Here is a 21,815-nt window from a genome sequence, read left to right on the forward strand (position 1 = left end):
CACAACAGACGTCACATCAGCATCAGACGTCATGAGTCGGCGTTTCCGAGCGCCATACGGATCAGGTGTTCGGTGTCCATCGCGTCGATGTCGTCGATCGCGTCGGATCGGCCGTCGTCCTCGGGCGCGGGGTCCGCGTCACCCAGACCGGCCAGGTCCATCAGGAGATCCAGCACACCGGCCTCGCGGAAGCGGGCCAGCGGGACCGCCGCGAGGGCGGAGCGGATACGCGCCTCCTCGGGGTCGGCGCCGGTGTCGGGGCCCTCGCCGTCCGGCACCAGCTGGGCGCGCAGATATCCGGTGAGCGCGAGCGGCGTCGGATAGTCGAAGACGAGAGTGGCCGGCAGCCGCAGGCCGGTCTCCGCGCCCAGACGGTTGCGCAGTTCGACCGCGGTCAGCGAGTCGAAGCCCAACTCCTTGAAAGCACGCCCCGGTTCGAGGCCCGCGCCGCCGCTGTGGCCGAGCACCGCCGCGACATGGGTGCGCACGGATTCCAGCAGCAGTGCGTCCTGCTCCGTACCGCTGAGCCCGGCGAGCCGGTCGGCGAGTGTCGCCCCGTGACCGGCGGGCCCGCCGGCCGCCGCCGCACGCCGGCCGGGACCACGCCGCAGCCCGCGCAGCAGAGCCTCGTCCGAACCGCCCTCCTGAGCGAGCAGCTTGGTGAGATCGAGGCGCACCGGGGCGACCACGGGACGACCGGACTCGCGGGCCACGTCGAACAGCGACATGCCCAGCTCCGAGGAGATCGGCAGCATGCCACCGCGCTCCATGCGCTGTACGTCGGCCGCCGAGAGGTGGCCCGTGATGCCGCTGCGCTGCCCCCAGAAGCCCCACTGGAGCGAGGTGGCCGCGAGGCCGTCGGCGCGCCGGGCCTGCGCCAGGGCGTCGAGGAAGGAGTTGCCCGCGACGTAGTTGGCCTGGCCCGCCTCGCCGAAGAGGCTGGCGGCGGAGGAGAAGAGGACGAACGCCGACAGGTCCTGGTCCCGGGTCAGCTCATGGAGGTTGAGCACCGCGTCGATCTTCGGACGCAGCACCCGGCCGAGCCGCTCAGGTGTGAGCGAGCCGATCGTGGCGTCGTCGATCACTCCGGCGGTGTGCACGACCGCTGTGAGCGGGTGGTCGGCCGGCACGGACTTCACCAGGGAGGCAAGCGCCGAGAAGTCCGTCACGTCGCAGGAGGCGATCTCCACCTGCGCGCCGAGTGCCGTCAGCTCGGCGGCCAGCTCCGGTGCGCCCTCGGCGTCGAGACCGCGCCTGCTGGTCAGGAGGAGACGGCGCACGCCGTGCTCGGTCACCAGGTGCCGCGCCACCAGCGCACCGAGCGTGCCGGTACCGCCGGTGATCAGCGCGGTGCCCGCCCGGTCCAGTTCGACAGGGGCCGTCGTAGGCACCCCGGCGGCGGGAACGCGGGCGAGGCGCCGCGCGGACACCTGGCCGCCCCGGACGGCCAGCTCGGGCTCACCGGAGTCGAGGGCCGTGGCGAGCAGTTCGGCGGTGAGTTCGTCACCGCGTACGTCAAGGAGTACGAACCGGTTCGGATTCTCGGTCTGCGCCGAGCGGATCAGCCCCCAGACGGCGGCGTTCTCCAGGTCGGGTACGTCCTCGTCGGGCCCGGTGGCGGCCGCCCCCTGCGTCACGAGCACGAGCCGCGAATCGGCGAACCGCTCGTCGGCCAGCCACTCCTGGGCCAGGCCGAGCGCCCCGTACAGCGCGTCGTGCGCAGCCTGAGCGAGACCCCGCGCATCGCCCTGAGCGGCCCCGCCGCTCGACTCAGGCGTGTCGGTGTCAGGTGTGTCGGGCGTGGAACTCAGGGGTGCGAACACCACCGGCGGTACGGACCCCTCCCGGGACAGCTCGCTCAAGTCCGCGTACCACGCCGCGCCGTCGACCGGCAGGCCCAGCGTGTCGCCCCCGAGCACGGCCCACCCGGCGGCGATGTCGGGCGCGGCAGTGCCGGACGCGCCGAGCGCCAACGGCGCCCACTCGGAGTGGAACAGCGCCTCATGGAACCCGGTGCGGCCCGCGGAGACCGCCTCGGCCGTCACCGGTTCCAGCCCGAGCGCGGCGATCGTCGCCACGGGCGAGCCGGAGCCGTCCGCGATCTGTACGCCGAGATGCTCGTTGATGCGTACGCGCAGCAGGGAGGCGCCCGTCGCGTGGAGTGTGACGCCGCTCCACGTGGTCGGCAGGGAGATCCGGCCGTCCTCGACCGCGCCGAGGGTGTCGAGTGCGTCGAGGTGCAGGGTGTGCAGGGCGGCGTCGAGGAGCGCGGGATGGAGCCCGAAGCCGTCGGTCGCGGTCCCCTCGGGAAGCGCGATCTCGGCGTACGTGTCGGTGCCGAGCCGCCAGACATTGCGCAGCCCCTGGAAGACCGGCCCGTACTCGGCGCCGAGGTCCGTCAAGTCGTCGTACAGGCCGTCGAGTCCGACCTCCGTGGCACCCTCGGGCGGCCACACCGACAGCTCGAAGTCGCCATCGGTCGTACCGTCCGTGAGTACGCCCTCGGCGTGCAGGGTCCACGGGGTTCGCGCGTCGGCGTCGTCGGGCCGCGAGTAGATCACCACGCGCCGGTCACCGCTCGCGTCGGCGGCCTCCACGGTCACGCGTACGGCACTTCCGCCGCGCTGCGGGAGCACGAGCGGGGTCTGGACGGCCAGTTCCGCCAGGTTGCCGCAGCCCGCCTGGTCGCCGGCGTGGATCGCCAGCTCGACGAGGACGGACCCGGGCAGCAACGCGGACCCGAGCACCACGTGGTCGGCCAGCCAGGGGTGTGACTGGAGGGACAGCCGGCCGGTGAGGACGGTGGTGTCCGACTCCGGAAGGGCGATGGTGGCGCCGAGCAGCGGGTGCCCGGCGGGCGCCTGGCCGAGCCCGGAGGCATCGCCGAGGGGAGCCAGCGCTTCGAGCCAGTAGCGGTCGTGCTGGAAGGCGTAGGTGGGGAGGTCGACGCGGTGTGCGTCGTGGCCTGCGAAGACGCCGTTCCAGTCGAGTTCGGCGCCGTGGATGTGGGCGGTGCCGATGGCCTGGGTGAGGGTTTCCGTTTCGGGGCGGTTCTTTCGGAGAACGGGGGTGAAGTGTGCCTCTTCTGTGTCGGTGAGGGTTTGCTGGGCCAGGGCGGAGAGGGTGCCGTCGGGGCCCAGCTCGATGTATGACGTGACGCCTTGCTCGGCGAGGAACGTGATGCCGTCGGCGAAGCGGACGGCTTGGCGGACGTGGCGGACCCAGTAGTCGGGCGAGTCGATGTCCTCGGGAGAGGCGAGCTGGCCGGTGAGGTTGGAGACGACCGGGACGCTCGGAGTCCCGTAGGACAGGCCCGCCGCGATGGTGCGGAACTCCTCCAGCATGGGTTCCATGCGGGGTGAGTGGAAGGCGTGGCTGACGCGGAGCTGGTGGACCTTGCGGCCCTGCTCACGCCAGTGCTCCAGCACCTCGGTCACGGCCGTCTCGTCACCGGAAATCACCACGGACTTGGGCCCGTTGATGGCGGCGATGGCGATCTCGGACTCGCGGCCTTCGAGCGTTTCCAGAACCTCAGCTTCGGTGGCCTGGATCGCGGCCATGGCTCCGCCAGTGGGGAGCGCCTGCATGAGGCGACCGCGCGCGGCGACGAGCTTCACAGCGTCTTCCAGAGCAAAGACGCCGGAGACGTGCGCGGCGGCCAGTTCGCCCACGGAGTGTCCGACGAGGAAGTCAGGGGTCAGCCCCCACGCCTCGACCAGGCGGAAGAGTGCGACCTCAATGGCGAAGAGCGCGGCTTGCGTGTACACGGTCTGGTCGATCAGACCGGCGTCACCGCTGTCCGTACCGAAGACGACATCCTTCAGCGGACGCTCCAGCTGCCCCTCAAAGTGCGCGCACACTTCATCAAAGGCTGCGGCGAACACCGGATAGGTCTCATACAGCTCGCGGCCCGTCCCGGCGCGCTGGCTGCCCTGCCCCGTGAACAGGAACGCCAGCTTGCCGCGCCGCACGCTGCCCGAGGTGACGGCACCGGACGGCTCGCCCGCGGCCAACGCCTGCACACCCGCGAGGAGTTCATCCACATCGGAGCCGGTGATGACGGCCCGGTGTTCGAACCGGGCCCGCGTCACGGCGAGGGAGTACCCCACGTCGGCCGGACGCAGCTCGGAGTTGTCCCGCAGGAAGGAGTGCAGCCGCTCGGCCTGCGCCCGCAGCGCCCCCTCCGTCTTGCCCGACAGGACCCACGGAACGACCCCACCGACGACAGGAGCCTCGGAGCCCCCCTCGTCGACGGCGGCCTCGGAGTCATCGACCGGCGCCTGCTCCAGAATCACATGGGCGTTGGTGCCACCGATGCCGAAGGACGAGACGCCGGCCCGGCGCGGGTGCCCGGCCTCGGGCCACTCGCGGGCCTCGGTCAGCAGCCGGACGTCGCCCGCCGACCAGTCCACCTCCGTCGACGGCTCGTCGACGTGCAGGGTCTTGGGCAGCAGCCCCTCCCGCATCGCCATGACCATCTTGATGATGCCCGCCACGCCCGAAGCCGCCTGGCTGTGGCCGATGTTGGACTTGATGGAGCCGAGCCACAGCGGCTCGGCGCCTTCGCGGCCCTGGCCGTAGGTGGCGAGCAGGGCCTGGGCCTCGATCGGGTCGCCGAGCCGCGTGCCGGTGCCGTGTGCCTCCACGGCGTCCACCTCGGCGGGCGTCAGCCGCGCGTTGGCGAGGGCCTGGCGGATGACGCGCTGCTGGGAGGGGCCGTTCGGGGCGGTGAGCCCGTTCGACGCGCCGTCCTGGTTGACGGCCGTGCCGCGCACCAGCGCGAGAACGGTGTGGCCGTTGCGGCGCGCCTCCGACAGCCGCTCGACGAGCAGCATGCCCACGCCTTCCGCCCAGCCGGTGCCGTCCGCGGCCGCCGCGAAGGCCTTGCAGCGGCCGTCGGGGGCGAGGCCGCGCTGGCGCGAGAAGTCGACGAACGTGTCCGGGCTGGCCATGACGGTGACGCCACCGACCAGTGCCAGCGAGCACTCCCGCTGGCGCAGCGACTGCACGGCCAGGTGCAGGGCGACGAGCGAGGACGAGCACGCCGTGTCCACCGAGACGGCCGGGCCTTCGAGGCCGAGTACGTACGAGACGCGGCCCGAGGCGACACTGCCCGAGTTGCCGGTGCCGAGGTAGCCCTCGACGCCCTCCGGGGCGGAGTCGCGGCCCGAGTAGTAGTCGGAACTCATGACACCGGCGAAGACGCCGGTCTGGCTGCCGCGGATGGACGCCGGGTCTATCCCGGCGCGCTCCAGCGCCTCCCAGGAGGCTTCGAGGAGCAGCCGCTGCTGCGGGTCCATCGCCAGCGCCTCGCGCGGCGAGATCCCGAAGAACGCGGGGTCGAAGTCACCGGCACTCTCCAGGAAGCCGCCGACCCGGGCGTAGGTGGTGCCGACGCGGTCGGGGTCGGAGTCGAAGAGGGCGTCGAGGTCCCAGCCGCGGTCGGCAGGGAAGTCCGTCAGGCCCTCCTCGCCCGCGAGCAGCAGTCGCCACAGTGCCTCGGACGACGTGGCCCCGCCGGGGTAGCGGCAGGCGACGCCCACGATCGCGATCGGGTCGTCGTCCGTCGCCACGGCGGTCTCGGCCGGCGCGGCGACGGCGAGCGCCGTCCCGGCGTCCTGCCCGAGCACCTCACCGCCGATGTACTCGACGAGCGCGGCGGGCGTCGGGTAGTCGAAGACCAGGGTCGCGGGGAGCCGCAACCCGGTCTCGCCGCCCAGGCGGTTGCGCAGTTCGACGGCGGTCAGCGAGTCGAAGCCCAACTCCTTGAAAGCGCGCCCCGGCTCGACCGCGTCCGCGCCACCGTGACCGAGAACGGCGGCCACGTGCGTACGTACGAAGTCCAGCAGCACGCTGTCCTGCTCGCCCCGCGACAGACCGGCCAGGCGCTGCGCCAGACCCGATCCGGCGGCCACGGCCCCGGTCCGGACCGTGCGCCGCGCGGGAGATCCGACGAGCTTGTGGAGCAGCGCCGGAACGGTACCGCCCTGTGTCCGCAGCGCCGCCAGGTCCAGCGGGATCGGAACGAGCGTCGCCTCCGTGCCGCGGACCGCGGCGTCGAACATCGCGAGCCCTTCCTCCGAGGTGAGCGGCACGGTCCCCGCACGCCTCATGCGCTCGATGTCGGCGGCCGAGAGGTGTCCGGTGATGCCGCTGCGCTGCTCCCAGAAGCCCCAGGCGAGTGAGGTGGCGGGCAGTCCCTGGGCGCGGCGGTGGGAGGCCAGCGCGTCCAGGAAGCTGTTGGCGGCCGAGTAGTTGCCCTGCCCGGCCTCGCCGAACACACCGGCCGCGGAGGAGAAGAGGACGAACGCGGAGAGGCCGAGGTCCTTCGTCAGCTCGTGCAGATGGACGGCGGCGTCCGCCTTGGGGCGCAGGACCGCGTCGAGCCGGTCCGGGGTGAGGGAGTCGATGACCCCGTCGTCGAGAACACCGGCGGTGTGGATGACCGCGGTGAGGGGGTGTTCGGCGGGGACGTCGGCGATGAGGGCCGCGAGGGCTGCGCGGTCCGAGGCGTCGCAGGCGGCGACGGTGACGGTGCTCGCGCCGAGGGCGCTGAGTTCGCCGGCCAGCTCGTCGGCACCCTCGGCGTCACGGCCTCGGCGGCTGGTGAGGACGAGGTGTCGTATGCCGTACTCGGTGACGAGGTGACGGGCGAACAGCGCGCCGAGCGAGCCGGTGCCACCCGTGATCAGGACCGTGCCCCGGTTGTCGATACCGGCTCCCGGCTCAGTTCCCCGGCCGGAGAAGCGGGCCAGGCGCGGGACGAGGGCCTTGCCGCCGCGCACGGCCACCTGCTCCTCACCCGTGGCGGTGACGGCCGTGAGGAGTTCGGCCCCGGTGGCGTCGGTCGCCTCCAGGTCGATGAGGGCGAACCTTCCCGGGTTCTCGGCCTGCGCCGACCGTACGAGGCCCCAGACAGGGGCGTGCACGAGGTCCTCGACGCCGTCGTCCGCACCCGTCGCGACCGCGCCCCGGGTCACGAAGACCAGGCGGGAGTCGGCGAAACGGCTCTCCGCGAGCCAGCCCTGGAGGAGCTCCAGCACGCGATGCGCGGTCGCACGGACGGTGCCCGCGACGTCCGCCTCGGAAGGACCGGCCGTGGCTGTGGCCGTGAGCGGTACGAACACCACGGCGGGCACGCTGTCCGCCTGAGCCAACTCCGCCAGCTCCGCCGGATCCGCGCCGACGATGGCCGACATGATGCTCGCGCCCGGGTTGGCCGGGGGGAGGGGCAGTTGCGGCCATTGCACGTGGAAGAGGGAGTCGTGGAAGGGGTGGTGGCCGGTGGTGAGTTCGTCGGGGGTGGTCTGGCGCCAGGTGATGGTCTGTGCGGTGAGTACGGGTGTGCCGGTGTTGTCGGTGGCGGTGAGGGTGTTGTTGGTGGTGGAGAGTTTGACGCGCAGGGTGGTGGCGCCGGTGGCGTGGAGGGTGACGTGGTTCCAGGTGGAGGTGGTGCGTGCCTGTTCGTGGGGGGTGAGGGGCAGGGCGTGCAGGGTGGCGTCGAGAAGGGCGGGGTGGAGGCTGAAGCCGTCGGTGGTGGCGGTTTCGGGGAGGGTGACCTCGGCGTAGATGTCGTCTTCGAGCTGCCAGGCGGCGCGCAGGCCCTGGAAGGCGGGTCCGTAGGTCAGTTGGGCGTGTGCGAGGTGTTCGTAGGTGGTGTCGACGTCGATCGCGACGGCACCCCGCGGCGGCCACACCGACAGATCGAGAGACTCTTCCCCAGACGCTCCCTCAGCCATGGCGGACAGCACGCCGTCCGCGTTGAGCACCCATGCCTCGTCCGCTTCCGCCTCCTCGGGCCGGGAGAAGATCCGCACCGTGCAGAGCCCGTTCTCGTCGGCCTCCTGCACGGTCACGCGCAGCGCGATGCCACCGCGCTGGGGGAGGACCAGCGGGGCCTGGAGCGTCAGGACGTCGATCGTGCCGTGCCCGACCTGGTCACCGGCGTGGATCGCCAGCTCGACCAGCGCCGAGCCCGGCACCACTGCCGTGCCCATGACGGTGTGGTCGGCCAGCCACGGCTGCGACTGGAGGGAGAGCCGGCCGGTGAGGACGGTGGTGTCCGAGTCCGGGAGAGCGATGGTGGCGCCGAGCAGCGGGTGCCCGGTGGTGCCGAGCCCGAGGCTGGTGGCGTCGCCGGACGAAGCCGTCGCTTGCAGCCAGTAGTGCTGGTGTTGGAAGGCGTAGGTGGGGAGGTCGACGCGGTGTGCGTCGTGGCCTGCGAAGACGCCGTCCCAGTTGAGTTCGGCGCCGTGGACGTGGGCGGTGCCGATGGCCTGGGTGAGGGTTTCCGCTTCGGGGCGGTTCTTGCGGAGTACGGGCGTGAATGCCGCGGTGTTGGTGAGAGTCTGCTGGGCCATGGCGGAGAGGGTTCCGTCGGGGCCGAGTTCGATGAAGGACGTGACGCCTTGTTCGGCGAGGTGGGTGATGCCGTCGGCGAAGCGGACGGCTTGGCGGACGTGGCGGACCCAGTAGTCGGGTGAGCTGATGTCTTCGGGGGTGGCGAGTTGGCCGGTGAGGTTGGAGACGACCGGGATGTTCGGGGTGCCGTAGGTCAGGCCTGCTGCGATGGTGCGGAATTCGTCCAGCATGGGTTCCATGCGGGGTGAGTGGAAGGCGTGGCTGACGCGGAGCTGGTGGACCTTGCGGCCCTGCTCGCGCCAGTGCTCCAGCACCTCGGTCACGGCGGTCTCGTCGCCGGAAATCACCACGGACGTGGGTCCGTTGATGGCGGCGATGGCAATCTCGGACTCGCGGCCTTCGAGCGTTTCCAGAACCTCAGCTTCGGTGGCCTGGATCGCGGCCATGGCCCCGCCAGCGGGGAGCGCCTGCATGAGGCGACCGCGTGCCGCGACGAGCTTGGTCGCGTCGCCGAGGGTGAAGACACCGGCCACATGGGCGGCGGTCAGTTCACCCACGGAGTGCCCGACGAGGAAGTCAGGGGTCAGCCCCCACGCCTCCACCAACCGGAAGAGTGCGACCTCAATGGCGAAGAGTGCGGCCTGCGTGTAGACGGTCTGGTCGATCAGACCGGCGTCCGTCTCGTCCGTACCGAAGACGACATCCTTCAGCGGACGCTCCAGCTGCCCGTCAAAGTGCGCGCACACTTCGTCGAAGGCAGCGGCGAACACCGGGTAGGTCTCATACAGCTCGCGGCCCATTCCGGCCCGCTGGCTGCCCTGACCCGTGAACAGGAACGCGACCCGCCCGCTGCTCGTGCTGCCCGTGGCCATGGACCCGGAGTGTTCGCCGGCCGCCAACGCGGCGGTACCTGCCATGAGTTCATTCAGGTCAGAGCCGGTGATGACGGCTCGGTGCTCGAAGCGGGCCCGGGTGACAGCGAGGGAGTACCCCACGTCGGCCGGACGCAGGTCGGAGTTGTCCCGTACGAAGGAGTACAGCCGCTCGGCCTGTGCCCGCAGCGCGTCCTCCGTCTTGCCCGACAGGACCCACGGAACGACCCCACCGACGACAGGAGCCTCGGAGCCCGCCTCGACGGACGCTTCGGAGTCATCGACCGGTGCCTGCTCGATGATGGTGTGCGCGTTCGTGCCGCTCAGGCCGAACGACGAGATGCCGGCCCGGCGCGGGTGCCCGGTCTCCGGCCACTCCCGCGCCTCGGTCAGGAGCGACACCGCACCCGCCGACCAGTCGACCTCGGGCGACGGCTGATCCACATGCAGGGTCCGCGGGAGGACACCCTCCCGTATCGCCATGACCATCTTGATGACACCGGCGACACCGGCTGCCGCCTGGGTGTGACCGATGTTGGACTTCACGGAGCCGAGCCAGAGCGGTTCGGCGCCCTCGCGGCCTTGGCCGTAGGTGGCGAGCAGGGCCTGGGCCTCGATCGGGTCACCCAGCCGCGTGCCGGTGCCGTGCGCCTCGACCACGTCCACGTCCGCGGCGGACAGGCCCGCGCCCGTGAGGGCCTGGCGGATGACGCGCTGCTGCGAGGGGCCGTTCGGAGCGGTCAGACCGTTGGAGGCGCCGTCCTGGTTGATGGCGGAACCGCGGACGACGGCGAGCACCTGGTGGCCCTTGCGCCGCGCGTCCGACAGCTTTTCGACCAGCAGCATGCCCACGCCCTCGGCCCACGCGGTGCCGTCGGCGGCACCGGCGAAGGCCTTGCAGCGGCCGTCGGGGGCGAGGCCGCGCTGGCGCGAGAAGTCCACGAACGTGTCCGGCCCCGCCATCACGGTGACACCGCTGACCAGCGCCAGCGAGCAGTCACCCTGCCGCAGCGACTGCACGGCCAGGTGCAGGGCGACGAGCGAGGACGAGCAGGCCGTGTCCACGGAGACGGCCGGGCCTTCGAGGCCGAGCGCGTACGAGATGCGGCCCGAGGCCACGCTGCCGGACGTGCCGGTGCTGAGGTAGCCCTCCAGGTCCTCCGGGACCGACTGGAGGCCCGGGAAGTAGTCGGTGGCCATCACACCGGCGAAGACACCGGTCTGGCTGCCGCGCACCGAATCGGGGTCGATGCCCGCACGTTCGAAGGCCTCCCAGGCCGCCTCCAGCATCAGACGCTGCTGGGGGTCCGTGGCGAGCGCCTCGCGCGGCGAGATCCCGAAGAACGCGGGGTCGAAGTCGCCCGCCCTCTCCAGGAACCCACCGACCTGGACGTAGGTCGTGCCCGTCTTCGCCGGATCCGGGTCGTACAGGCTCTCGACGTCCCAGCCGCGGTCCGTCGGGAACGGCGAGAGCCCTTCACGCCCGTCGAGCAGCAGCTGCCACAGCTCCTCCGGGGAGGACACCCCGCCGGGGAAGCGGCAGCTCATACCCACGATCACGATGGGGTCGTCGTCCGACCCCGGCGTGCCGACCGGAACCACCTGCGAGTTGGCGCCGGTCGTGCCGCTCGCGTCGGTCCCCGCGGCACCGAGGAGTTCGGTGCGCAGGAAGTCGACGAGTGCGGCGGGCGTCGGGTAGTCGAAGACCAGGGTGGCGGGGAGCCGCAGCCCGGTCTCGCCGCTCAGACGGTTGCGCAGTTCGACCGCGGTGAGGGAGTCGAAGCCCAGTTCCTTGAAGGCGCGCTTCGGCGCGACGGCGTCCGCGCTGCCGTGGCCCAGAGCGGCCGCGACGTGAGTACGCACCAGGTCGAGCAGTACGCCGCTCTGCTCACCTTCCGGCCGCCCGGCGAGGCGGAGAGCCAGCGATGACGTCTCGGCGCCGGTGCTCGTCCCGCCGGCGACACGGCGGGCGGGAGAGCCGGCCAGACCGCGCAGCAGCGCGGGCAGAGCTGTGCCCTGGCCGCGCAGCGCGGCGAGATCGAGCGGCATGGGCACGAGCAGTGCCTCGTCCGACGACGAGATGACGGCGTCCAAGAGGGACATGCCGAGCTGCGAGGAGATCGGCAGCATGCCTGACCGCTTGATGCGCTCGATGTCGGCGGCCGAGAGGTGCCCGGTGATGCCGCTGCGCTGCTCCCAGAAACCCCACGCGAGTGAGGTGGCGGGCAGGCCGAGTGCGTGGCGGTGGTGGGCGAGTGCGTCGAGGAAGGTGTTGGCGGCCGCATAGTTCGCCTGGCCCGCGTCGCCGAAGACACCGGCGGCGGAGGAGAAGAGGACGAAGGCGGTGAGGTCCAGGTCCTTGGTGAGGTCGTGGAGGTTGAGCGCGGCGTCCGCCTTGGGGCGGAGCACGGTGTCGAAACGCTCGGGGGTGAGGGCGTTGATGACACCGTCGTCGAGGACACCGGCCGTGTGGATCACGGCATCGAGGGGACGCTCGGCGGGGACACCGGCGAGGAGGGCCGCGACGGCCTCACGGTCGGCGGCGTCGCAGGCGGCGATCTCCACGGTGTCCGCGCCGAGTTGGGCCAGTTCGGCGGCCAGTTCAGGTGCACCCGCAGCGTCGAGTCCTCGGCGGCTGGTGAGGATGAGGTGGCGTGCGCCGTGTTCGGTGACGAGGTGGCGGGCGACGAGGGAGCCCAGAGCACCCGTGCCGCCGGTGATCAGGACGGTCCCGGACGGGTCCAGGGGTGAAGCGGTGGTCTCGGTGAGGGCCGGGCGGGCCAGGCGCGGCACGCGCAGGGCGCCGTCGCGGAGTGCGGCTTCGGGCTCGTCGGAGGCCAGGAGCGGCCAGAGAGTGGTGAGTTCGGGCGACTGGGTGTCGGTGTCGATGAGGAGGAACCGGTCGGGGTTCTCGGACTGGGCTGCGCGTACCAGGCCCCACACGGGTGCGTTGGCCAGGTCGGTGACAGCGTCGTCGGGACCGGCGGCGATGGCACCGCGCGTGACGAAGACCAGGCGGGAGTCGGCGAAGCGGTCCTCGGCCAGCCACTCCTGGACCAGGGCCAGGGTGTGGTGGGTGGCCTGGTGCGCTGCGGCGGCCGCGTCGGTGTCCTCGTAGGCCGTCAGCGGGGCGAAGACGACCTGGGGGATGGCGTCGGCGGCGGCCAGTTCACCCAGGCTGGGGAATGCCGGTCCGTCGGTGAAGAGGTCCGGCTGGTCGCCCAGTACGGCCCAGGTCTGGGGTTCGGCGGGTGCCGGGTTGAGTTCGGGCCAGTCCAGGCGGTACAGGGAGTTGTGGAATCCGGTGTGGCTGGTGGTGAGTTCGTCGGGGGTGGTCTGGCGCCAGGTGATGGTCTGGGCGGTGAGTACGGGTGCGCCGGTGTTGTCGGCGGCGGTGAGGGAGCCGGTGGTGGTGGAGAGTTTGACGCGCAGGCTGGTGGCGCCGGTGGCGTAGAGGGAGACGTCGTGCCAGGTGGAGGTGGTGCGTGCCTGCTCGTCGGGGGTGAGGGGCAGGGCGTGCAGGGCGGCGTCCAGGAGTGCGGGGTGCAGTCCGAAGCCGTCGGTGGAGGTGCCTTCGGGGAGGGCGACCTCGGCGTAGATGTCGTCACCGAGTCGCCAGGCGGCACGCAGGCCCTGGAAGACCGGGCCGTAGGACAGTTCGGCCTGGGCGAGACGCTCGTAGACCGCATCTGTATCGAGGGAGGCGGCGCCCTGCGGCGGCCACACCGACAGGTCGAAGTCGGCATCCTGGGCCACTCCGGTGACGCGGCCCGTGGCGTGGCACACCCACGGCTCGTCGATCGAGGCCTCTTCGGCGCGCGAGTAGATCGCGACGGCCCGGTGCCCGTCTTCGTCGGTGTTGTCCACGGTCACCCGGAGGGCGACGGCACCCTGTGCGGGCAGGACGAGCGGAGCCTGGAGCGTCAGCTCCGCCAGCGCACCGCAACCGGCTTCGTCACCCGCCTGGGTCGCCAGCTCCACCAGGACCGACGAGGGCACCATCGGGACGCCCATCACCACATGCTCCGCGAGCCACTCGTGGGATTGCAGCGAGAGACGGCCGGTCAGCAGGATGGTCCCCGTCGCGGGCAGCGCGACCGCCGCGCCGAGCAGCGGGTGCGTGACCGACGCCAGGCCGGCAGGGGCAAGGCTGCCGGTGGGGACAGTCTGCTCCAGCCAGTAGTGCTGGTGCTGGAAGGCGTAGGTGGGGAGGTCGACGCGGTGTGCGTCGTGGCCTGCGAAGATGCCGTTCCAGTCGAGTTCGGCGCCCTGGATGTGGGCTTGGGCGAGGGCGGAGGTGAGGGTTTCCGCTTCGGGGCGGTTCTTGCGGAGTACGGGGGTGAAGAGTGCCTCTTCTGTGTCGGTGAGGGTTTGCTGGGCCATGGCGGAGAGGGTTCCGTCGGGGCCCAGCTCGATGAAGGACGTGACGCCCTGTTCCGACAGGTGGCTGATGCCGTCGGCGAAGCGGACGGCCTGGCGGACGTGGCGGACCCAGTAGTCGGGCGAGCCGATGTCCTCGGGAGAGGCGAGCTGGCCGGTGAGGTTGGAGACAACCGGGACGCTCGGAGTCCCGTAGGACAGACCCGCCGCGATGGTGCGGAATTCGTCCAGCATGGGTTCCATGCGGGGTGAGTGGAAGGCGTGGCTGACGCGCAACTGGTGGACCTTGCGGCCCTGTTCACGCCAGTGCTCCAGCACCTCGGTCACGGCGGTCTCGTCGCCGGAAATCACCGCGGACGTGGGTCCGTTGATGGCGGCGATGGCGATCTCGCGCTCGCGGCCTTCCAGAAGCGGGAGGATTTCCGCCTCCGTGGCCTGGATCGCGGCCATGGCACCGCCAGCGGTGAGCGCCTGCATAAGCCGTCCACGCGCGGCGACGAGCTTGACGGCATCTTCCAGGGTGAAGACACCGGAGACGTGCGCGGCGGCCAGTTCACCCACCGAATGCCCGACGAGGAAGTCAGGAGTCAGCCCCCACGCCTCCACCAGGCGGAAGAGCGCGACCTCGATCGCGAAGAGCGCAGCCTGCGTGTAGACGGTCTGGTCGATCAGACCGGCGTCCGTCTCGTCCGTACCGAAGACGACATCCTTCAGCGGACGCTCCAGCTGCCCCTCAAAGTGCGCGCACACTTCATCGAAGGCGGTGGCGAAGACGGGATACGTGTCATACAGCTCGCGGCCCATTCCTGCCCGCTGGCTGCCCTGCCCCGTGAACAAGAACGCCAGCTTGCCGCGCCGCACGCTCCCCGAGGTCACCGCACCCGACGCATCCCCGGCCGCCAACGCGGCGGTTCCTGCGAGGAGTTCATCCACATCGGAGCCGGTGATGACGGCCCGGTGCTCGAACCGGGCCCGGGTCACAGCGAGGGAGTAGCCCACGTCCGCCGGACGCAGCTCGGAGTTCTCCCGTACGAAGGAGTACAGCCGCTCGGCCTGCGCCCGCAGCGCGTCCTCCGTCTTACCGGACAGGACCCACGGCACGACCCCACCGACGACCGGAGCCTCGGAGCCCGCCTCGTCGACGGCGGCGTCGACGGCAGCCGGCGCCTGCTCCAGAATCACATGCGCATTGGTACCGCTGATACCGAAGGACGAGACGCCCACCCGGCGCGGACGCCCGGTGTCCGGCCACTCCCGCGCCTCGGTCAGCAGGCGGACGTCGCCCGCCGACCAGTCGATCTCGGGCGAGGGCTCATCCACATGCAGGGTCTGCGGCAGCACACCCTCCCGCATCGCCATGACCATCTTGATGATGCCCGCGGCACCGGCTGCCGCCTGGGTGTGACCGATGTTGGACTTCACGGAGCCGAGCCAGAGCGGTTCGGCGCCCTCGCGGCCTTGGCCGTAGGTGGCGAGCAGGGCCTGGGCCTCGATCGGGTCGCCGAGCCGCGTGCCGGTGCCGTGCGCCTCGACCGCGTCCACGTCCGCGGCGGACAGGCCCGCGCCTGTGAGGGCCTGGCGGATGACGCGCTGCTGCGAGGGGCCGTTCGGAGCGGTCAGGCCGTTGGAGGCGCCGTCCTGGTTCACGGCCGTGCCGCGGACGACCGCGAGCACCTTGTGGCCGTTGCGCTCCGCGTCGGAGAGCCGCTCGACGAGCAGCATGCCCACGCCCTCGGCCCAGATCGTGCCGTCGGCGGCACCGGCGAAAGCCTTGCAGCGGCCGTCGGGGGCGAGGCCTCGCTGGCGCGAGAAGTCCACGAAGGTGTCCGGCGTCGACATGACGGTGACACCACCGGCAAGCGCCAGCGAGCACTCTCCCCTGCGCAGCGACTGCACGGCCAGGTGCAGGGCGACGAGCGAGGACGAGCAGGCCGTGTCCACGGAGACGGCCGGGCCTTCGAGGCCGAGCGCGTACGAGATGCGGCCCGAGGCCACGCTGCCGGACGTGCCGGTGCTGAGGTAGCCCTCCAGGTCCTCGGGGACCGACTGGAGGCTCGGGAAGTAGTCGGTGTTCATGACGCCGGCGAAGACGCCGGTCTGGCTGCCGCGTACGGACGCCGGGTCGATCCCCGCGGCCTCCAGCGACTCCCAGGACGCTTCGAGGAGCAGCCGCTGCTGCGGGTCCATCGCCAGCGCCTCACGCGGCGAGATCCCGAAGAATCCGGCGTCGAATTCCGCCGCGGAGACGAATCCCCCCTGGCGGACGTACGTCGTGCCGACGCGCGCCGGGTCCGGGTCGTACACGCCCTCGATGTCCCAGCCGCGGTCGGTGGGGAACGCGGAGAGACCCTCGCCCTTCCCGACCACCATGCGCCAGAGGTCGTCCGGCGAGGCGACGTCACCCGGGAAGCGGCAGGCCATACCGACGATGGCGATCGGCTCGTCGTCGTGACGCGGCCCGGCGGCCGGGGGCACGGGACCGGCGATGGCGGACTGGTCGGCGAACGTCTCGGCGAGGAGGTGCTCCACCAGCGCCGACGGGGTCGGGTAGTCGAACGTGAGGGTCGCCGGGAGGCGGAGGCCGGTGAGGGTGTTCAGGCGGTTGCGCAGCTCGACCGCGGTCAGCGAGTCGAACCCCACCTCCTTGAAGGCTCGCCCCGGCTCGATCGCCCGCGCGTCGCCGTGACCGAGTACGGACGCGACGTGACCGCGTACGAGTTCCAGCAAGGTGCTCGTCCGCTCGGCGGGCGAGAGTCCGGCCAGCCTGCGGGCCAGGGCGGACGTGCCGCCCGCCGCCCCGCTCGCCGCGACCCGGCGCGCCGGCATGCCGACGAGCCCGCGCAACAGGGCGGGGACCGTGGCCGAAGGCGCACGGAACGCGGCGAGGTCCAGGCTCATGGGCGACGAGACAGCGGCGCCCGATGTGCGTGCTGTGTCGAGGAGTTGGAGGGCGTGGGTGGTGGGGAGGGGGGTCATGCCGGAGCGGTGGATGCGCTCGATGTCGGCGGTGGTGAGGTGTCCGGTGATTCCGCTGCGCTGTTCCCACAGGCCCCATTGGAGGGAGGTGGCGGGCAGGCCGAGTGCGTGGCGGTGGTGGGCGAGTGCGTCGAGGAAGGTGTTGGCGGCGGCGTAGTTGCCCTGACCCGGGTCGCCGAAGAGACCGGCGGAGGAGGAGAAGAGGACGAAGGCGGAGAGGTCCAGGTCCTTCGTCAGCTCGTGCAGATGGACGGCGGCGTCGGCCTTGGGGCGGAGAACCGCGTCGAGGCGCTCGGGGGTGAGGGCGTTGATGACGCCGTCATCCAGGACACCGGCGGTGTGGATCACGGCGGTCAGTGGACGCCCGCTGTCGACCGAGGTGAGCAGCGTTTCGAGGGAGCCGCGGTCGGCGGCGTCGCAGGCGGCGATCTCCACGGTGTCGGCGCCGAGTTCGGTCAGTTCGGCGGTGAGCTGCGGGGCGCCTTCGGCGTCGAGTCCTCGGCGGCTGGTGAGGATGAGGTGGCGTGCGCCGTGTTCGGTGACGAGGTGGCGGGCGACGAGGGAGCCCAGAGCACCCGTGCCGCCGGTGACGAGGACGGTCCCGGCCGGGTCCAGGTGGAAGTCCGCCGGCTCGCCGTCGGCGACGGTCACCCGGACCAGGCGCGGCACGCGCACCGAACCGTCACGGAGTGCGGCTTGGGGCTCGTCGGCGGCCAGGAGCGGCCAGAGAGTGGCGAGTTCGGGCGATTCACCGTCGGTGTCGATGAGGACGAACCGGTCGGGGTTCTCGGCCTGCGCGGAGCGTACGAGGCCCCAGACGGGCGCGTTGGCCAGATCGGTCACGTCTTCACCCGGCCCGGCGGCGACGGCACCACGGGTGACCACCACCAGACGGGATCCGGCGAACCGGTCCTCCGCCAGCCACTCCTGAATGAGCGTCAGAGCGCGCTGGGTGGCCTGGTGGGCTGCGGTGGCCGTGTCGGTGTCGTCGTAGGCGGCCAGCGGGGCGAAGACGGTCTGGGGGATGGTGTCGGCGGCGGCGAGTTCAGCCAGGCTGGGGAATGCCGGTCCGTCGGTGGAGGGGCCCGGCTGGTCGCCCAGTACGGCCCAGGTCTGGGGTTCGGCGGGTGCCGGGTTGAGTTCGGGCCAGTCCAGGCGGTACAGGGAGTTGTGGAATCCGGTGTGGCTGGTGGTGAGTTCGTCGGGGGTGGTCTGGCGCCAGGTGATGGTCTGGGCGGTGAGTACGGGTGCGCCGGTGTTGTCGGCGGCGGTGAGGGAGCCGGTGGTGGTGGAGAGTTTGACGCGCAGGCTGGTGGCGCCGGTGGCGTAGAGGGAGACGTCGTGCCAGGTGGAGGTGGTGCGTGCCTGCTCGTCGGGGGTGAGGGGCAGGGCGTGCAGGGCGGCGTCCAGGAGTGCGGGGTGCAGTCCGAAGCCGTCGGTGGAGGTGCCTTCGGGGAGGGCGACCTCGGCGTAGATGTCGTCACCGAGTCGCCAGGCGGCACGCAGGCCCTGGAAGACCGGGCCGTAGGACAGTTCGGCCTGGGCGAGACGCTCGTAGACCGCATCTGTATCGAGGGAGGCGGCGCCCTGCGGCGGCCACACCGACAGGTCGAACGCCGCGGGCTCCGCGGCCCCCGACAGCGTGCCGGTGGCATGCAGCGTCCACTGGCTCCCGGGCGCCGCCTCGTCCGAGCGGGAGAAGAACCGGACCGGGCGGCGGCCCGCGTCGTCGGCGGCGTCCACCGCCAGCCGCAGTGCCACCGCGCCCTGCTCGGGCAGGACCAGCGGGGTCTGGAGCGTCAGCTCCTCCAGGGACCCGCAGCCGACCTGGTCACCGGCGTGGATGGCCAGCTCGACCAGCGTCGAGCCCGATACGACGGCCGAACCCAGCACCGCTTGATCCGCGAGCCACGCGTGCGACTGGAGAGACAGGCGCCCCGTCAGCAGAATCCCGTCCGACTCCGGCAGCGCGACCGCCGCGCTCAGGAGCGGATGTCCCGTCGCCGACTGCCCGAAGCCCGTGGCGTCCCCGGAGAGGGCGGGCGTCTCCAGCCAGTAGTGCCGGCGCTGGAAGGCGTACGTCGGCAGGTCCACGCGCTGCCCGCCGCGGCCCGCGAAGACCCCGTCCCAGTCCAGCTCCGCGCCGTTCACGTGCAGACGGCCCATGGCGGAGGTGAAGGCCTCGGCCTCGGGGCGGCCCCTGCGCAGGGCCGGGGCGAAGACCACGTCCTCGGCGTCGGGCAGGGACTCCTGGCCCATCGCCGAGAGGATGCCGTCGGGGCCCAGCTCCACGAAGGAGGTGACGCCCCGCTCGGCGAGGCAGGTGACGCCGTCCCGGAAACGCACGGCCTGACGCACGTGCCGCACCCAGTACTCCGGTGAGCACAGCTCTTCCGCGGTGGCCTGCTCACCGGTCACGTTGGAGACGATCGGGATCCGCGGCGCGGAGTAGGTCATCACCCGGGCATGCCAGCGGAATTCCTCCAGCATGGGTTCCATGCGGGGGGAGTGGAAGGCGTGGCTGACACGCAGTTGGCGGACCTTGCGGCCCTGTTCACGCCAGTGCTCCAGCACTTCGGTCACGGCGGTCTCGTCGCCGGAAACCACCACGGACGTGGGCCCGTTGATCGCGGCGATGGCGATCTCGTGCCCGCGGCCCTCGATCGTCTCCAGAACCTCGGCCTCGGTGGCCTGGATCGCGGCCATGGCCCCACCGGCCGGGAGCGCCTGCATGAGCCGGCCCCGCGCGGTCACCAAGATCGCCGCGTCCTCGAGATCGAAGACACCGGCCACGTGCGCGGCGGCCAGCTCACCCACCGAGTGGCCGATCAGGAAGTCAGGGGTCAGCCCCCACGCCTCGACCAGTCGGAAGAGCGCGACCTCGATGGCGAAGAGCGCGGCCTGCGTGAACACCGTCTCATCGATCAGACCGGCAGCCGCCTCGTCCGTGCCGAAGACGATCTCCTTCAGCGGACGTTCCAGATGCAGGTCGAGGTAGGAGCACACCTCGTCGAAGGCTGCGGCGAACACCGGATACGTGTCATACAGCTCGCGGCCCATTCCGGTCCGCTGGCTGCCCTGCCCCGTGAACAGGAACGCGACCCGCCCGCGGCGCGCGCTCCCCGAGGTCACCGCACCGCCCGGAACCTCCCCGGAGGCGAGAGCCTCAAGGCCGGCCAGCAGCTCCTCGCGGCTCGCGCCCGCCACCACGGCCCGGTGTTCGAACCGGGCCCGCGTCACGGCGAGGGAGTAGCCCACATCGGCCGGACGCAGCTCGGAGTTCTCCCGTACGAAGGAGTGCAGCCGCTCGGCCTGCGCCCGCAGCGCGTCCTCCGTCTTACCGGACAGGACCCACGGCACAACCCCGCCGACCACCGGCGCCTCGGACAGCGGAGTCTCGGAGACCGGCTCGGAAAGTTCGGCCGGTGCCTCCTCCAGCACCACGTGCGCGTTCGTGCCGCTCATGCCGAACGACGAGACACCGGCCCGGCGCGGACGCCCGGTCTCCGGCCACTCGCGCGCCTCGGTCAGCAGCGCCACGTTCCCCGCCGACCAGTCCACGTGCGGGGACGGCTCGTCGGCATGCAGCGTCCGCGGCAGCACGCCCTCCCGCATCGCGAGGACCATCTTGATGACACCGGCGATACCGGCCGCGGCCTGCGTGTGGCCGACGTTCGACTTCAGCGAGCCGAGCCAGAGCGGCTCCCCGTCCTCGCGCCCCTGCCCGTACGTGGCAAGCAGCGCCTGCGCCTCGATCGGATCGCCCAGACGCGTACCCGTGCCATGGCCCTCGACCGCGTCGACGTCCGTCGCGGCGAGGCCGGTGTCCGCGAGGGCGCGGCGGATGACGCGCTGCTGGGCGAGACCGCTGGGGGCGGTCAGGCCGTTGGACGCGCCGTCGGAGTTGACGGCGGTGCCGCGCACCACCGCGAGGACCTGGTGGCCGTTGCGCCGGGCCTCCGAGAGCCTCTCCAGGACGACGATGCCGACGCCCTCGCCCCACCCGGTGCCGTCGGCGTCCGCGGAGTACGCCTTGCAGCGCCCGTCGGCGGAGAGGCCGCGCTGGCGGCTGAAGGCGAGGAACCCGCCGGGGCTCGACATGACGGCCGCGCCGCCCGCCACAGCGAGGGGGCAGTCGCCGCGGCGCAGGGCCTGGACGGCGAGGTGGAGCGCGACGAGCGAGCCGGAGCAGGCGGTGTCGACGGTGATGGTGGGACCCTCGAAGGCGAAGGTGTAGGCGAGACGGCCGGAGGCCACGCTGGCGGCGTTGCCGGTCAGCAAGTAGCCCTCGAAACCCTCGGCCGCATCCTGGAGACGCGGGCCGTACTCCTGGTTCTCGACGCCGACGAACACACCGGTCTGGCTGCCGCGGACGGACTTGGGATCGATGCCCGCGCGTTCGAGGGCCTCCCAGGTGCTCTCCAGCAGGAGCCGCTGCTGCGGGTCCATGCCGAGCGCCTCGCGCGGGCTGATGCCGAAGAAGTCCGCGTCGAACTCACCGGCGTCGTGCAGGAATCCGCCCCGGCGGGTGTAGCTCTTGCCCGCGTCGTCGGGGTCGGGAGAGTACAGGCCGTCGAGGTCCCAGCCGCGGCGGGTGGGGAAGTCGGAGATCGCGTCGCCGCCCTCGGCGAGGAGCCGCCACAGCTCCTCGGGGGTGCTGACGCCGCCCGGCAGCCGCACCGCCATGCCGACGACGGCGATCGGCTCGTCGTCGGCCGCGGCGGAGCCCGGCTGCTCGCCCAGGTCGCCCGCGTCCACGGCGGAGCCGTACAGGAGGCGCTGGAGTTCGCGCGCGAGCGCCCGCGGGGTGGGATGGTCGAAGGGCAGGGTGACGGGCAGGCGCAGCCCGGTGGCCGCGACGAGCCGGCTGTGGAAGTCGACGGCGGCGAGCGAGTGGAAGCCCAGTTCGAGGAAGGAACTCTCGGGGTCGATCCCGTTCGGCACCTCTCGGTCCGCGCTCTTGAGCACGTCCTCGGTCAGACCGGTGACGAAGGCGAGCAGGTGGTGTTCCTGCTCCGGCCCGGTCAGTTCAGCCTGCGAACGGAATTCTCCGGACTGGCCTACCATCGCTCGCTCCACAACTCTGCCGACATGGCTGTTCAAAGAAACCGGACTTCACGCGAGAGTATGTGGACGCCGAGTGGCGGTCACACCCCTACGCACCCCTTGGGGCATTGCCGGTACGGGGGTTGGTGATGCGGTGGCATTCGATGCCGCGACGACGGC

Annotated in this window: 1 protein-coding gene; it reads right to left on the bottom strand. The window is 71.8% G+C overall.

Annotated elements, in window-relative coordinates; genetic code table 11:
• Window positions 1-29: 29 nt before the first annotated feature.
• Window positions 30-21,656: a type I polyketide synthase gene (locus CP975_RS27315; RefSeq protein WP_150477449.1), complete on the bottom strand. Its 21,627-nt coding sequence runs from the start codon at window positions 21,654-21,656 to the stop codon at window positions 30-32.
• Window positions 21,657-21,815: the final 159 nt, after the last annotated feature.

The organism is Streptomyces alboniger, from assembly GCF_008704395.1.
Lineage (GTDB): Bacteria > Actinomycetota > Actinomycetes > Streptomycetales > Streptomycetaceae > Streptomyces > Streptomyces alboniger.

Excerpts from the sequence above, each read along its gene's own strand:
- CP975_RS27315 (WP_150477449.1), bottom strand. The coding sequence starts at position 21,656 with ATGGTAGGCCAGTCCGGAGAATTCCGTTCGCAGGCTGAACTGACCGGG.